We start from the raw sequence: 16,477 nt of genomic DNA on the forward strand, positions 1-16,477 counted from the left end.
TAGATTGCAAACTCCTTCGCTTTATGAAGGGTGGAAGTTATTTTTGCGAAGAGAGTATGAATAAAAAAAGTAATGGAGCTCTGACCCCCATTACTTTTTTCATGTTTTACACTTGTTTAATAACTTTTTAATAGCTCTTTATCTAATTCACGGACTTTATCATAGGAAGGTACCAATTTTTCTGGTACCAACGTTCTTCCGAAATCCCAGGCATTGTTTTCGATTTTCGCAAGAAATTCTGCTTTTTCATCATCCTTAAAATACTTTAACACCCGTAAATCATGTTTGTTGTTCTTAAGCGCTAAGTGATAACCAAGCTGACGATAGAGAATCAGTTTAACACAGTCTTCATCGGACTCTTTAATTTTGAAGTTAATATTCGCTATGTATCCATTAATTTTTAAGTAGTTAAATTTAAGCATATTCGTAGATATATTAAAACTCATTGGTGCGGGCAGGGTATTGTTAAATTCATAATCAATTGTTATGTTGTGCTCTTGTAATGTATCCTCAATTATTTTCTCAATATCCCTTATATAAAGCATCTTATCGACACGACCTTTCAAAATCTTCTACATTTTATTTTTATGAAACGAAGGTGGAAAGTAAATCCTTCTTTTTTCCTTTGGACTTTATTCCTAGTGCATATGAGCTGATGACGAAAAAAACTAAAATTAGACTTCGCTATAATATAGCCCTTCCAAACGATCTAAAAATGTGTAGCCATGATGATAATTTTAAATGGAAGGTGACTACTTTTATTTTAACAAAATAACATTATAGAAAGGGTGGGTAGTAATGAAAAAATTTACGTTTTATAATGATTAGTTTCATTTTTATTGTGATAACAGGATGTGGTTCAAATAATTTTGATATCGAGCTATCTACTCCCAAATCATTTACTAAAATAATTGAAAGAAGAACGCTTCATTGTTAAACGTCGGATGAGTCTCCTTTTCCTTATTTGCTTTTAATGGTCATTAAGTAGCTAAAATATAGGAAATAGTTGATTAGGAGTTTTTTACTATTTTTATAATATTTTATATTTTCAGAAATGTAAGTGTTTACATTTGAAAGGATAGCCTTTATTATACTTAATAAAGACACTGGAAAAAGTATCCTCACCATATTTTCTATAAATTTACCAAATATCAGTGTAATTTCTGCAAAAATTTTTACAAACTTTATAAAGACACTGGAAAAAGAAAGTCAGAGAGTCAGAGGTGTAGGGAATGCGGAGAACAGGCGATTTAAAACTAATGCAAGAATTGAATAGGTCAATCATTTTGGACACGATCCGAAAACATGGACCGATTTCGAGAAGTGACATTGCCAAATTAATTAACATAAGTCCAACCACCGTAACTTCCGCAGTAAACGAACTTATAAATGAAGGGGTTGTGCGGGAAGATGGGATTGGTACTTCCAATGGAGGAAGAAAGCCAGTATTGCTTCGGTTCGATCCTAACACCAAGTATATCATTGGCGTGTCGATTTCAAATTCGTTTATTAAAATTTCAGAGATGAATTTAGAAGGGAACATTTTACGCAAGGAAATCCATTCGACCAATTATCAACAAGGGGAAGAAATCATTAACCTGACCTTATCAATTATCCAACAGTTTCTCCATTCAATGGAAAATCTCGAGGACTGTGAGGGGATCTCTATTATCACACCGGGGATTGTGGATGCAAGAAGGGGAATAATCTCCTACAATACTAAACTAAAACTCTATGATATTTCTTTAAAGGAAATGGTGGAACAACGATTTGGTCTGCCGACTTATTTAGACAATGATACCAATGCCTTTGTTTTGGCAGAAAATTACTTCGGTTCCTTCGGTCAGTATAAAGATTTAGTTTATATCACCATTGGTGATGGCGTAGGATCAGGAATCATGCTGAATGGAAAAATTATCAGAGGATATAAAGGCAGTTCAGGAGAGCTTGGTCATACCAGCATTGTGAAGGGTGGCCAAAAATGTGAATGCGGCAATGAAGGCTGCTTAGAGAATTATGTGAATTGGCCTGCCATTTACTCCAAAATTGTGACAGCCTTGATGAGCCGAGGGAAGGAAACCATTATCAAGGATCTGGTAGGAGAGGATCTGAATCGGATTACGCCAGCAGTATTTATACAAGCATTAAAAGAGGGAGATCCTTTATGTCTGCAAATTTTGGACGAAATCGTGTCACATCTTGCCTCAGGTATTATTAATACCATTCATCTCCTCAACCCAGAAGTCATCATTCTTAGCGGTGAAATCGTCCAGGAAAGTGATTTATTTGTAGACTTGCTCAAAAGCTGTGTAAGTAAGAAGGTGATCCCGATTCTGAAAGAAGAGGTCAATATTCAGCCAACCTCCCTTGGAGCCGAGTTCGAAATGCTCGGGGCCGCAGCGATCATCTTACAAGAAAAATATCAATTTACCATTTAGACGCGGGTAGAGGAGCATTTTAGGGGGTGATGGAGAAAAGGAAAAAACTTTCTACATCTGTGATATGTAGTCGCTAAACGACAACATGAAACCGCTGACCATTGTGATAAACTTCTGGTTTTATCATCTTTAATAGTTTCATAAGGACCAAATGATACGAGGGGGATAAAAAATGAAAAATTTGAGGTTTCTAGTTCACCTAGTGTTAATCATTGCCGTTGTTGCTATGTCTGCCTGCTCAAACACACAGAGCAGCGGGAAAGAAAAGAAGACACTTGAAGTAGCTTTATGGGATAAAAATGTCAGTCCTGCAGTAGATAAATCGATCGAAGCATTTAAGAAGCAGCATCCAGATATGAAGGTCAATGTTACCTACACACCTTGGGAGGATTATTGGACCAAGCTGAAAACTAGTATTGGAGGCGGAAAAGGTCCGGATGTTTTCTGGATGAATGGCCCGAACTTCTATCAATATACTTCCTCAGGATTTATCAAAGATCTAGAACCTTTTATTAAAAAAGATAGTGAATATAAAAAGGAAAATTATTTCCCTGCAGTTGTAGATTTATATACTTATGAAGGAAAGCTTTTTGCTGCTCCTTATTTCATCGACTCGGTCGGACTGTATTACAATAAAAAGATTTTCGATGACGCAGGGGTTCCATACCCAGATGAAAACTGGACGTGGGATGATATTGAAAAGGTTGGCGCGAAGCTATCGAATAAAGAAAAGGGTATTTATGGGTATTCTGCAGACATCAAGACAAGCCAATCCGTTTATTACGATCTTATGCACCAAGCAGGTGGATACGTGATCAGCGAGGATAAAAAGAAGTCTGGATTTGATTCTCCACAATCAAAAGAAGCCTTTCATTTTATCGAGAAGTTAATTGACAAGGGAATCTCGCCTTCAGCGAAAACGGTTATGGAGACAGAAGGAAAGCAGTTGTTCCTATCCGGAAAAGTCGCCATGATTCCTGCGATTTCCGTTAGTGCAGGCGAATTCAAAGGAGTACTCGGGGATCAATTAGGAATTGCTCCACTTCCACAAGGCAAACAAAAAGCTTCCATTGTTCATGGAATTGGCTGGGCAATGAATGCCAAAACTCAAAATGATGAAGCGGCTTGGGATTTAATCAAGGCCTTATCTGGTAAAGAAGGGGAAAAAGTGATTGCTGAATCAGGATTCTCGATTCCTGCTGATAAAAGCATTAGTGATCTTTGGCTAAAGTCCATTCCTTCATTAAATCTACAGGTATTCCTTGACGCGCAGGAATACGGAGTTGCCTATCCAATCTCCAAAAGTACGGCGGAGTGGCAGGATGTAGAGATGAAAGAAATTCAAGGCGCCTTTTTAGGACAGAAGCCGATTGATGAAGCTTTGGATACGATTGCGAAAAAGATGAATGACATTCTTGCGAAAGAAAATTCAAAGTAAACTAGATTTGCAAATTGGTAGTCAAACAGACTGTCTAACAGTTTGTTTGACTATTGAAAGGAGAGATGATGGTGACCAACTTTTCTTCAATTATTGAAAAGAACAAAACCCAAATGGTTGCTGTTAAACAGAAAAAGAAACGGTTGAATAAGGAAGCTATTTACGCACTGTTGTTCATAGCGCCTACTTTTTTAGGACTTCTAATTTTCTATATGCTGCCAGCCGTTGCATCCTTTGGCTTATCCTTTGCAAGCTGGGATGGCATGACAGCACCGGTATTTGTTGGACTTGAAAATATTCGGACATTATTTGTCGACCCAACCTTTCAGCGGTCCATCATCAATACCATCGTCTTTACCGTTGTGTCGGTCCCATTATCTGTCGTGATCGCCACCCTTGTATCCTTGATGTTGAACCAAAAAATCAAGGGTATGGTGATTTACAGGACCTTGTACTTCTTACCGGTTGTTACCATGCCAGTCGCAGTGGGGATGGTGTGGAAATGGCTCTATAACACGGATTACGGTTTAATTAATTATCTTTTAGGCATATTCCATCTTCCTCAGCCCTCATGGCTATTCGACCCAAATATTGCCTTATTTTCAGTTATCCTTGTCTATGTATGGATGACGATTGGTAATAATGTCATTCTCTTGCTGGCAGGACTTCAGGGAGTTTCCAACAGTTATTATGAAGCAGCCCAGATTGATGGGGCTTCGAAGTTCAGGCAATTCCTAAACATTACCTTGCCTTTGATTACACCTACTCTGTTTTTTGTATTTATCACTTCTATGATTAGTTCCCTGCAGATGTTTGATTTGATCTTTGTGATGATTGGAGACAACAATGCGTTATTGGATCCACTCCGGACCATTGTATTTGGAGTCTATGAATCTGGATTCAAATACTCACAAATGGGAATTGCCTCAGCACAGGCCTTTCTATTATTCTTAGCCATTTTAGCCATTACGATCATCCAATTCATCTACCAAAAGAAATGGGTACATTATGATTCCTAGTGAGGGGGTGCAAGGAATTGAAAGAAAAGAAGATTTTTAGTCATATTTTACTCATCATTGGTGCAGCGATTATGATCATGCCATTTTTGTGGATGATTTCGACATCCTTGAAATCCTACGGTGAGTCCATGCAGGTACCGCCATCGATTATCCCGAAGGAATGGCATTTTGATAATTTCGTAAAAGTTTTCGAAGAAGTTGATTTCCTAAACTACTATATTAACACTATTATCGTCACCGTTGGCCGGACTCTTGCCCAATTATTTCTTTGTTCCATGGCGGCATTCGCCTTTGCACGGATGAAATTTCCGTTTAAAAACGTCATTTTCATTGTGATTCTGTCTGTTTTGATGGTTCCTCCACAAGTCATTTTAATTCCGAACTACGCGATTATGACAAATTTGGGGTGGATTGATACATTTTATGCCTTAATTATTCCGGGCATCTTCAGTGCATTTGGAGTCTTCTTGCTTCGGCAGTTCTTTATGGGGATTCCCAAAGAATTGGATGAGGCAGCTATTATCGATGGATGTTCCTGGTGGGGGATTTATTGGAGGGTGCTGCTGCCGAATGCCACACCTGCCCTCATTGCTCTCGGTATTTTCACGGCTCTTGCATCATGGAATGATTTCCTGTGGCCGTTAATTATGACAAACTCTGAAAGTGTAAGAGTACTGTCGATTGGGATTGCATCATTCCAAGGCCAGTATTCGACAAATTATCCATTGCTCATGGCAGGCGCCCTGTTATCTACGATTCCGATGATTGTTATGTTTATCTTTTTACAGAAACATCTGATTGCCGGTATTTCGTTAAGCGGTGTCCGTAAGTAGATGATTGTTCAAAAAAGCAAGGGGGGACATAAGTGAAAGCAACAGAAGAATTTGCCATCGGTTTAGATATTGGGGGGACGAAGATCCTTTCCGCACTCGTTTCAGAGAACGGAGAAGTTGTTTCGAAAATCCAGTGTGACACAAAGGGGGGAGCGGAACATTTCAGTCAACAAATCATCTTTGCGATTGAATCCCTCCTGGAAAAAGATGCCATTGAGATGAATCGGATAAAAGGCATTGGTATCGCAACAGCTGGAGTAATCGATTCAAAAAAGAAGGAAATTCTTTATGCAAGCAATTTAGGATTGAAAAATTTTCAAATCGGCAACGTTCTAGAACGGAGGTTTGGTCTTCCTGTTGAGCTTTATAACGATGCCAATGCTGCAGCCGTAGGTGAATGGCTATGGGGCAGTGGAAAAGGAAAACACAATCTCATCTACATAACAGTTAGTACTGGGATTGGGGCAGGAATTATCAGCAATGACAGTCTTTTAACAGGAAGTCATGATAGCGCCGGAGAATTTGGGCACATCTCGATTAATCTTCATGGTCCTGTATGTCCTTGTGGAAATAAAGGTTGTTTAGAGAACTACGCTTCAGGAACTGCGATTGCCGAAATCGCCCGGCAACGGCTTGCCAATGGAGAAGTTAGTCTTTACTTTTCCGATGAATTGGATCAGCTAACCGCCGTTGATATTTGTGCGGCAGCCAAAATGGGCGATTCTTTTTCAATCGGATTGCTTGAGGAAGTTGGAGAATCCCTTGGGCTCGGAATAATTAATCTAATCCATCTCTTTAATACAGAAGCGGTGATTTTGGGCGGTGGTGTGATGAGCGAATCAGAATTGATTCTTCCATCGATTCGAAGCACGGTTCAAAAGCATGGCATTCAAAGTATGGTGGAACGTGTGAAAATCGAGAAATCAACCCTTGGCAGCTACGCATGTGTCGTGGGGGCAACCGGTTTGTTCTTTTGCAAGGCCGATGAACTAGCGGCCCTGCCTCATTAGATTTGGGGATGTTTCCATTTTATAAAACAAAGGGAGAGATGACAGTGTTACATGTTCTATTAATTGGGGCTGGCACGATGGGAAATGTGCATGGTGAGGCCTTCGCAACGATGGAAAATGCCGTACTTGCGGGAATCGTCGATAAAAATTTGGATAAGGCCAAGAATCTGGCCGGCAAATTACAAACAAAGGCGTTCCAAACATTTGAAGAAGCCATCGAAACTTTGAATAAAGTCGATGTCGTTTCGATTTGTTTACCGACTCCATTCCATAAACCATTTTTGAAGAAGGCTGCCGATCAAGGGCTGGATGTCATTTGTGAAAAGCCGCTCGCCAGGAACCTGGATGATGCCAGAGAAATGATTGAGTATTGCAAGAAAAAAGACGTCAAGCTATTTGTTGGTCATGTCGTGCGCTTCTTTCCTGAGTATGTCCGTGCCAAAAAAATTATCGAAGAAGGGACAATCGGTAATACAGCTGTTGTCCGTACGTTTAGAGGGGGAGGCTTCCCGTTCGGTTCAGATGACTGGTATGCGGACTATGAAAAGAGCGGTGGATTGGTGTTAGATATGATTATCCACGACTTTGACTTCCTAAGATGGTGTTTTGGGGAAGTGGAACGGGTTTATGCAAAAAGCATCAAGGATGGGAATCTGAAGCGGATTGATTATTCGTTGGTGACGCTTCGCTTTAGAAACGGTGTGATCGCCCATGTCGAAGGATCCTGGGCCCATCAAACCTTCACGACTCGATTTGAATTTGCGGGTCAAAGCGGAATTATTGAACATGACAGCTCTAAGTCTGTTCCTGTTGTATTTGAAGGAAGAAAGAAAAGCACATCTGGCGGCGGCGTAGCCGTTCCGGAAAGTCCGTTAAAGCACAATCCTTATTTCGTAGAATTAGACCATTTTATTCACTGTATTGAAACTGGCAACGACCCGGTTGTTACGGCAGAAGATGCCTATAAAGCCATGGAAATTGCCCTTTCTGCACTTCAATCCATTGAAACCGGCAGAGAGGTAGTCATTAATGAAAACCAAAAAGAGGAGGCACAAATCCGATGAAGGTAGGGATTATCAGTTTTGCTCATGGTCATGCCAATAGTTACGCTGATGCATTAACCAAGATCGATGGAGTTCAATTGGTAGGAATCACAGATGACGATGTCTATCGTGGGACAAAAGCAGCTGAAACCTATCATACTCAATATTTTAGCCGTTATCAAGAGTTACTAGAGCAGGATATCGATGCGGTGATCATTACATCTGAGAATAGCAAACACCGCGAACATGTGGTGGCTGCAGCAAAGGCTGGTAAACATATTTTGTGTGAGAAACCCATTGCTTCTAAGGTGGAAGATGCACAAGAGATGATCGAAGTTTGTAAGGAAAATCAAGTCATTTTGCAAACGGCCTTCCCGGTCCGCTTTAACTCAGCCATTCTTCGCGCCAAAAAGATGATCGAAAATGGGGATCTTGGGCAAATCCTCGCCATTAAAGGAACCAACCGCGGCACTAATCCAGGCGGATGGTTTGTCGATCCAAACCTTTCAGGGGGAGGAGCGGTCATTGACCATACCGTCCATGTTGTCGACATCATGAGATGGTTTATGGGTTCTGAGCCAAGGGAAGTATATGCAGAAATTGACCATTCCATCTCACCTTATGAAATCGACGATTGTGGGATCCTCACCATTGAGTTCGACAATGATGTATTTTCAACTCTGGATTGCAGCTGGTCACGGAACGAAACCTATCCAACCTGGGGGGATGTGACGTTAGAAATTATCGGCAGCGAAGGAACCCTTAAGGTTGATGCGTTCGCCCAAAAGTTAGATGTCTATGACAAGAGTGGTGCGAATTGGAATTATTGGGGAGACAACATGGATTTTGGATTGGTAAGTGACTTCTTGAATAGTGCGGCAACTGGGAAAGAACCATCCATTACAGGGACAGATGGTTTAAGGGCACTTGAGGTTGCCTTAGCGGCCTATGAATCTGCCGAGAAAAGGCAGCCTGTCAAACTGAAGTAATGATCGTGGGAAATCTAAAAAAGGTGGGGACCACATGTTAAAAGGAATCAACCAATGGTGTTATCCAGAGGATACATCTCTGGAGGACGTTTTTAGATATAGTAAGGAAGCTGGGTTTGATGCCGTTGAATTAAATTTATATAAGTCGGGTGGAATTGGGCTAACATTAGATACCTCCGCCAAGGAGGCAGAAACGATTGTAAAGTTAGCCGACCGTTATGGCATCCAGTTGCGAAGCCTGTCAACCGGACTTTTGTGGGAAGCCCCCCTTTCTTCGAATGATGAAAGCACCAGGGAGCGGGGAAGAGCGATTGTCAAAAAGCAGCTGGAATTAGCAAATGTGATGGGCATGGATACAGTACTGGTTGTTCCGGGAATCGTGGATGAGAAGACTTCCTATCTGGATTGCTATCAAAATAGCCAATCAGAGCTTAGGCTGCTCTTGGAAGTTGCCGAACAACTAGGCGTCCATATGGGAGTAGAAAATGTCTGGAACAAATTTTTGTTATCACCACTTGAAATGAAGCGCTATGTCGAAGAGCTTCATTCTGATTATGCCGGGGTCTATTTCGATGCAGGAAATGTGCTTCAGTTTGGCTATCCTGAGCAATGGATTCAGATTTTAGGGAAGCATATCAGGAAAGTTCATGTGAAGGATTTTAAACGAAGTGTTGGAAACATCACAGGTTTTGTTCCATTGCTGGCTGGGGACGTGAATTGGAAAGCGGTCCTAACCGCTCTTCATGAGATTGGATATCATGATACCGTCACTGCTGAAATTCCGGCTTATTCGATTTCTCCCTATCATTTAGCACATGATACTTCACGTCATCTGGATGCGATTTTTAACTCTCTTATAACAACAGAAAGGGCGTGAACGTATTGATGGAAAAAATAAATGTTGGTTTCATTGGAGTGGGAGGTATTGCTGCCAAGCATCTGGAGAACATCCATAATAATGTACATGCCTCGATTGTTGCTGTATGTGATATCGATCCTGACAGAGTCCGTCAGGCAGGTGAACAGTACGGTGTAAATACCTATGTCAATGTTGATGATATGTTGCAAAATGAGTCGCTGCAAGCATTGTTCGTTTGTGTTCCTCCATTTGCCCACGGCGTAATCGAGGAAAAAGCGGCCAGCCGTGGCATCCACCTCATGGTTGAAAAACCAGTGGGACTCAATCTGCCGAATGTTAAGGTAAAGGAAAAAGTGATTGCCGACTCAGGCATTATATGTGCAACGGGATATTGCTTACGGTACCTGGATACGGTAGCCAAAGCCAAAGAATACCTGGCAGGAAAACAAATTGCCATGATACGTGCCCATTATGTAACGAAGTTTGTCCCGACACCATGGTACAGGAAAATGGCTTTGTCTGGTGGTCAATTGGTTGAACAATCCACACATACCGTTGACTTAATTCGCTATTTGGCTGGGGATTTCCGATCCGTGTATACCAATTCGGCATTAAATGTCATGACTGACATCCCTGATATCGATATACCAGATGTGACGTCTGTTAACTTTATGATGGAATCTGGGGCTGTTGGCAATCTTTCAAGCACTTTTATCCAAGCTGACCATCAAACGGGAATTGAAATTATGGGTCGTGATTTCAGAGTGATTATTGATGGAACATCCTCGCATATCATTGAGAAAGATCACAAAGTCACGTTCGAAAGTGAAATGGATTTCTACGAGGAACAGGACAATGCATTTATAGAAGCAATACGATCCAATAAGAAGGAACGAATCCTTTCTACTTACTCCGATGCGGTGAAAACATTAGCTGTCACATTGGCGGCTAATCATTCAGCGGAAACAGGCCAGCCTAGGCAACTGGAAGACTATATCCTGGCTGCTCAGGGATAAGGGGAAGGATTACTCATAAAATACATTTGGAATATGGATATTTCATTTTAGGATCCCGGTATTGAACCGGGATTTTTTATCGGGAAGGCTCTGTTTATTGTTCATTGTTGATTTTCGTTTAGGTATGAGGATTAAGCCCATATAATTGTGTAAAAAGAAAATGAGTCAAATTAATTCCTCATGGTTACAATGTTAACGGCTAATTAAACAATGTGGAGGAAGTAATTATGACTCAAATACAGTTTAACCTAAATATCGATGATTTAAAAGATTCTGTTATGAACTCTAATATAGACGCTGTCATCAAAGCGTCCATCGTTTTGGTATTAAATTCTTTTATGGAAAAAGAACGTGATGAGTTCTTGCAAGCAGAATCCTATGAACGTTCTAACTTACGACGTGACTACCGCAACGGATATTATGAACGTGATCTAATTATTGGCATTGGAAAAATTACTCTTCGAGTACCACGTACTCGCAGTGGAGAATTTTCGACTACCGTGTTTGAACAATATGCTCGTTGTGACCAAGCTCTCGTATTAGCCATGCTTGAAATGGTTGTGAATGGAGTCTCTACAAGAAAAGTTTCAAAGATCGTGGAACAACTCTGTGGGCAAAAGGTGTCTAAATCATTTGTATCTACACTCACAGAAAAACTGGATCCTTTAGTGAATCAATGGGCAAGTCGACCTCTGAATACGATGTACTATCCCTATATCTTTGCCGATGCCATGTATATCAAAGTAAGAGAACATAATCGTGTTGTATCTAAAGCTGTATATATCGCAACGGCCGTTGACCAGAACAATAGACGTGAAATTCTAGGTTTAAGAGTAGATCATGGGGAGAGCACTGAAGCCTGGCAACGATTTTTCCAATACCTAAAGTCAAGAGGACTACAATCACCTAAGCTAGTTATATCTGACGCACATCAGGGGTTAAAGTCTGCCATTGGTACAGAGTTTGTTGGATCCTCTTGGCAAAGATGCACAGTGCATTTCAAAAAGAATATCATTACGCATATGCCCAAAAAAGGCATGGACGAAGTGAAAATGGGTTTAAAAAGAATATTTGAGGTAACGACCGTTGAAGAGGCAAGAAAATATAAAAATGAGTTCATTGAGCAAATGGGAGATAATCCAAAACTAGAAAAAGCGATAGAGATATTAGAAGAAGGCTTCGAAGATGCCATTCAATATTTAAATGAAAAACCAAAATACCATACGCATATTCGAAGTACGAACTCGTTAGAAAGAATCAATGAGGAAGTCCGGAGAAGAGAGAAGGTAATTAGAATATTTCCTAATACACAATCCGCATTCCGATTAATTGGTGCGGTTTTAATGGACTATGCTGAGGAAGTAAGAAGAAGAATAATTCGGGACCAAGAAGAAAAGAAATAGCAACCGCGAAGCGCGAATTTTTGGTGTACTGGAAGGGGGGTACCCCCCTTCCAGTACACCAAAAATAAATCAGCTGCTTAACATTGTTTTTCATCAGGAATGAATTTACACATAATAATGGGCTTGACTGGTATGAGGATCCATAGGCGGAGAATTTCCGGCTAATGTTTATAGTGGACTCTAAACAGGCAGATATAACCGGAGATATTCCGCTTAATTGCTCTAAATAAGACAAAATCCAAAGATTTAGATCATATAAGCGGAAAAACTTCCTTTATTTTTAAGAAAAAATGGGTATTTTTCAGATTAGACGGAAATTTTCCGTTTATTTTCCAAACACAGTGAAATCAACATTCAATTATAACACAGCCATTGGGAAAAATAAAACAGTGGTATCAACAAATAGGGCAGGTTCTAAAATAAATGAACAAAAGTTATCGCCATCATTTTGAGGGCATTTGTTTTAATAGGGTGAAGAAGGGGGGGCTTAACGTTGGAGAATCCTTCGAGATTGTCTGGTACTTCTGCCACTCATGCAAAGCCTACTATGGAAAAGGCGATACTTTGTCTGACCTCAGATTGTAATCAGTAAAGAAAGGTATATTTTATACATGTATAGAATAAGTAGTTATATCTGGTAAAGGTGGGTGTTTGGATGCTTCAGCAAGAATATGGATGGGTTCGACAGACAAGAGGAACTCTGTTAGATTTTTGTGGGAAATTAGATCCTAATCATTTTACACAAACAAATGGATTTGGTTGGGAAAGTGTAAGAGACACATTGGTTCATATAGTTGATTGCTATGTTGCATGGCTTGGCTCATTTGTTTTATTGAAGACGAAAAAGCCACTTACTCCCAGGGAAGAATTACAAAATATCAGTTTAGAGCAAATAATAACACAATTTGAACAAGTGGATTTAATAGTAAATGAATTATTAGAACTACATGGACAAAATTTAAATGTGCTAATTGAGAGAGAAATCCCTTGGAGAGAAGCATCTGAACGATTATCTATTACTCCTTGTAAATTGCTAACGCACACCATCACTCACGAATTTCATCACAAGGGACAAATAGTAGCCATGCTCCGTCAGATGGGTTATGAACCCCCAAATACAGATGTATTAGGAACAGAAGATTAATATATTCTAGAAGTATTTTGGCAATGTTTATTGGACATTGCCTTTTTGGTTGAGAAAGTTTGGTTTTCATGTTATCAGTATGGTCATTGCAGGGATCAATATCGGCAGTTTCTCTTGATCGTTTCTAGTATAATAGGAAGCCCGACGATATTTGTAACTCGTCACATAAAAGACGTCATTCTATTAGAATGACCGTTTTGTCTTGAATAAGAAAAGTTAAAGAAGGAAATTAAGCCAAAAATGTGGAATTAGTATAATCGTAAATATTCCTCACTAGGTGATACTTTATGAATATTAAATTTTTTATTAAGTTTTGTATAGGTGCGATAGGTACTTTTATTATTATTGGTTTTTTTAAAGGGAATTTTGAGTGGGATAATATATTTCCTATATTAGTTGGAGGTTTGGTTGGTACTTTTATTGCTGGACAGAGAAGGACCAGTTAATTCACAGGGCCCTATAACAAGGCGTTGCCTGGCACCGCTGTTTTTTTATTGAGCTAACGAAGCATGTTAATTTAAAGATTGTAAAAACAATTTTCCAAAGAACTCATGATAAAATAGAAAAAATGGAGGGATATTTTTGAAAACGTTTGCCGAAAAATTAAAAAGCTATGCAGAATTGGTTGTAAGGGTGGGATTAAACATTCAACCGAACCAAATCCTTTATGTAAGAGCTAGTGTGGATACGATTCCATTTGCTAGAGCTGTTGCTCACGAAGCTTACAATGCAGGCGCAAAAAATGTGTATGTGGACTATATTGATCCTGAAATTACTCTCTCACGCTATATGAGAGCATCAGATGATGTGTTCACAGAGTTTCCTGAATGGGAGCGAACTCAACGAGAAGTGTTGATTGATAAGGATGCGGCATTTTTATTTATCGTTTCCGACGATCCGGATTTATTGTCCAAAGTTGATCCAAATCGTATTGCGAATTACCAAAAAGTAAGTGGAAAAGCCATGATAAAATGGCGAGAGCAGCAAGATGATGTAAGTTGGGTCATCTGCGCTGCTCCAAGTCAAGCCTGGGCAGATAAGGTTTTTACAGGCGAAACGAATAGCCTGGACAAACTTTGGGATGCCATCTTCAGTTCAGTACGTATAGGGGAAGTTGAACCTGTAAATGCATGGAAAGATCATATTGGAAACCTGCTCCAAAAGGCAACTTATTTGAATGAAAAGAAATATAAGAAGTTACATTATAAAGCTGAAGGCACAGATATAACGATTGAGCTTCATCCCCTACATATATGGAGAAGTGGTGGAACCAAAAATCGGCATGGTGTTCCATTTGTTGCGAATATGCCAACCGAGGAAGTCTTCACTTCGCCATTACGATCAGGTGTTAATGGTTTCGTTTCTAGTAAAAAACCACTTAGCTATGCGGGTAATTTAATTGATGAGTTCAAATTAACTTTTGAGAATGGTAGAATTGTTGAAATTACAGCTAACAAGGGAGAAGAAGTATTTAAGAATCTGGTAGAAACAGATGAAGGCTCCCATTATCTTGGTGAAATAGCCCTGGTCCCACATGACTCACCTATTTCTAACACAAACATACTTTTCCTAAATACATTGTTTGATGAAAATGCTGCAAACCATTTAGCAATAGGATTCGGTTTCCCTACCTGTATCGAAGCTGGAGAGAAAATGACGAAGGAGCAACGTGAGGAAGTAGAACTTAATTCGAGTATAACTCATGTTGATTTCATGATTGGTTGTGCGGATATGGATATTGATGGGGAATTACCTGATGGTACACGTGAGCCAATCTTCCGTAAAGGTAATTGGGCTTTCTAATTTATTTTGTAGAAGGAATCTTTTGTTAAATGTATGAAGATATTCCTCCTAAAGGTAAAAAGAAGGAATAAGATGACAATTTCTAGGTGTTTTTGTTTAAATGGGCTTTTCCGGTATAACGGGAAAGTCCATTTTGTTTTTCAATGGACTTTTCTAATCTTTATGGGAAATTAACACTACATACACTGAACTAGGTATCTACTGTTATAAAATTAATATTGTTATATACTATTATAAATAGCTTTATAATGTTAATTTATGTTTTATTCAAAGATCTCTGTAAAAAATACTATAAGGAGTCCTAAAATGAAAAAGAAAATAAACTATTTAATCTTACTTTTAACTGCCATCTTAATTGTTGGTTGTACTAACGTAGAAGATGTATCGAATACTGATGGGAAGGCTGATTCACACGAAGTAACTACAAATAAAAGTGAAAAAGAAAAAACTACGACTGAAAAACAAGTAGTAGAGGAAACATCAACTGAATCAAAAGATCAACTGTTTAAAGGTTATACACTAATTGAAATTGATGGTGGTGATTTATCTGGACTTCGCGAACCTAACGTCGTCGTAGACATTGGTTTTGGGGGCCGAGAGTATTGGTCCTTTACGAATGAACACGGGCAATTAGTCCGTGTCATTGCTGACGAAATCGTTCTACAAGATGATCGTACCGAACCTGTAACATCGTCTGGCAGATACTACGAGGATGAAGCAAAAGTTCCTGGTGTAGAAAAAGCAGATTTAGATGAAGGACATATCATTGCAGATTCTCTCGGAGGGGTTTCCAATGCTTATAATATTACTCCACAAGAAAGTACGCTTAACCGACATGGTAATCAAGCATATATGGAAGATGCCATTCGTAAAGCTGATGGGGCTATTAATTTTGAAGCAATTATCACCTATCCTAATACAGAAACGCAGATTCCTTCTCATTATAAGTACACTTACACTTTAAAAGGGAATAAGATTGTAGATGAGTTTGATAACGCCAACCCTGATGAGATAAATAAATCTCTTGGCTTAACTGAAAGTAAATCAACTAACTCAAATAAGTCAACTAGTTCTAATAAGTCGAATGGCACTGAAGATATTTCTAGTGTTGATACGAACGGTAATGGACAGGTAACGATTAAAGAAGCAAAAGCAGCAGGTTATAGTATGCCAATAACGAATGATCACTGGTTATATCCATATATGGATGATCGAGATGGTGATGGCTTAGTAGGTGAATGAATGGGGTTATGCGACGATCTTTTTGCTTGTGGAGCTAATGAAACAGGATGGTTGAGATGGGCTATCATCTAAATCCTTTTTTAATTGAAGTTGGTTTTTGCTATTTTACTTATTCTTTTGGGGAGTTCTTTAATTGGAATAACAGTTGATAACTTGGACAAAACAGGCAATCTTATTATGCATATAATAGGGATTGGATCTGGTGCTGGAGCTGTTTTCTTAGCAGGAAGCAAGAACAAA

15 protein-coding genes are annotated in these 16,477 nt (G+C 39.4%); 14 read left to right on the forward strand and 1 reads right to left on the reverse strand.

Annotation, left to right across the window (positions count from 1 at the left end; genetic code table 11):
* Window positions 1-116: 116 nt before the first annotated feature.
* Window positions 117-545: a hypothetical protein gene (locus AC4QJR_RS13415; RefSeq protein WP_496526516.1), complete on the reverse strand. Its 429-nt coding sequence runs from the start codon at window positions 543-545 to the stop codon at window positions 117-119.
* 687 nt (window positions 546-1,232) lie between these two features.
* Between AC4QJR_RS13415 and AC4QJR_RS13420 the strand changes: the two genes are divergently transcribed.
* The 14 genes from AC4QJR_RS13420 (at window position 1,233) to AC4QJR_RS13485 (ending at window position 16,237) form a co-directional block, all read left to right on the forward strand.
* Window positions 1,233-2,438 (forward strand): ROK family transcriptional regulator, encoded by a 1,206-nt coding sequence (locus tag AC4QJR_RS13420; protein ID WP_496526517.1) that lies wholly within the window; start codon window positions 1,233-1,235, stop codon window positions 2,436-2,438.
* Window positions 2,439-2,610: 172 nt separating this feature from the next.
* Window positions 2,611-3,876: an ABC transporter substrate-binding protein gene (locus tag AC4QJR_RS13425; RefSeq protein WP_496526518.1), complete on the forward strand. Its 1,266-nt coding sequence runs from the start codon at window positions 2,611-2,613 to the stop codon at window positions 3,874-3,876.
* A gap of 65 nt (window positions 3,877-3,941) precedes the next feature.
* Window positions 3,942-4,895, forward strand: a complete 954-nt coding sequence (locus AC4QJR_RS13430) for a carbohydrate ABC transporter permease (RefSeq protein WP_496526519.1) — start codon at window positions 3,942-3,944, stop codon at window positions 4,893-4,895.
* Between the two features lie 71 nt (window positions 4,896-4,966).
* Window positions 4,967-5,728 carry a carbohydrate ABC transporter permease gene (locus AC4QJR_RS13435; protein WP_375376029.1) on the forward strand — a complete coding sequence of 254 codons (762 nt, stop codon included), beginning with the start codon at window positions 4,967-4,969 and terminating at the stop codon, window positions 5,726-5,728.
* 32 nt (window positions 5,729-5,760) lie between these two features.
* Window positions 5,761-6,738, forward strand: coding sequence for an ROK family protein (locus AC4QJR_RS13440; RefSeq protein WP_496526520.1), 978 nt, complete (start codon window positions 5,761-5,763; stop codon window positions 6,736-6,738).
* A gap of 38 nt (window positions 6,739-6,776) precedes the next feature.
* A complete protein-coding gene (locus AC4QJR_RS13445; protein ID WP_496526521.1) occupies window positions 6,777-7,802 on the forward strand; it encodes a Gfo/Idh/MocA family protein in 1,026 nt (341 codons plus the stop codon).
* Window positions 7,799-8,770, forward strand: a complete 972-nt coding sequence (locus AC4QJR_RS13450; RefSeq protein WP_098574728.1) for a Gfo/Idh/MocA family protein — start codon at window positions 7,799-7,801, stop codon at window positions 8,768-8,770. The genes AC4QJR_RS13445 and AC4QJR_RS13450 overlap by 4 nt, the downstream gene beginning before the upstream one ends.
* 34 nt (window positions 8,771-8,804) lie before the next feature.
* Entirely contained in the window at window positions 8,805-9,647 is an 843-nt protein-coding gene (locus tag AC4QJR_RS13455; protein WP_496526522.1) for a sugar phosphate isomerase/epimerase family protein, read from the forward strand.
* Window positions 9,648-9,655: 8 nt separating this feature from the next.
* Window positions 9,656-10,645, forward strand: a complete 990-nt coding sequence (locus AC4QJR_RS13460) for a Gfo/Idh/MocA family protein (RefSeq protein WP_496526678.1) — start codon at window positions 9,656-9,658, stop codon at window positions 10,643-10,645.
* A 227-nt stretch (window positions 10,646-10,872) separates the two neighbouring features.
* A complete protein-coding gene (locus tag AC4QJR_RS13465) occupies window positions 10,873-12,048 on the forward strand; it encodes an IS256 family transposase (protein WP_496526523.1) in 1,176 nt (391 codons plus the stop codon).
* Between the two features lie 655 nt (window positions 12,049-12,703).
* Window positions 12,704-13,192, forward strand: coding sequence for a DinB family protein (locus AC4QJR_RS13470; protein WP_496526524.1), 489 nt, complete (start codon window positions 12,704-12,706; stop codon window positions 13,190-13,192).
* A gap of 287 nt (window positions 13,193-13,479) precedes the next feature.
* On the forward strand, window positions 13,480-13,638 hold the full coding sequence (locus AC4QJR_RS13475; protein WP_180230136.1) for a hypothetical protein: 159 nt from the start codon (window positions 13,480-13,482) through the stop codon (window positions 13,636-13,638).
* 136 nt (window positions 13,639-13,774) lie between these two features.
* Window positions 13,775-14,995: an aminopeptidase gene (locus AC4QJR_RS13480; protein WP_496526525.1), complete on the forward strand. Its 1,221-nt coding sequence runs from the start codon at window positions 13,775-13,777 to the stop codon at window positions 14,993-14,995.
* Between the two features lie 306 nt (window positions 14,996-15,301).
* Window positions 15,302-16,237, forward strand: coding sequence for a DNA/RNA non-specific endonuclease (locus AC4QJR_RS13485; protein WP_098574724.1), 936 nt, complete (start codon window positions 15,302-15,304; stop codon window positions 16,235-16,237).
* The last annotated feature ends 240 nt before the right edge of the window (window positions 16,238-16,477 follow it).

Source organism: Neobacillus sp. BP17, from assembly GCF_059579525.1.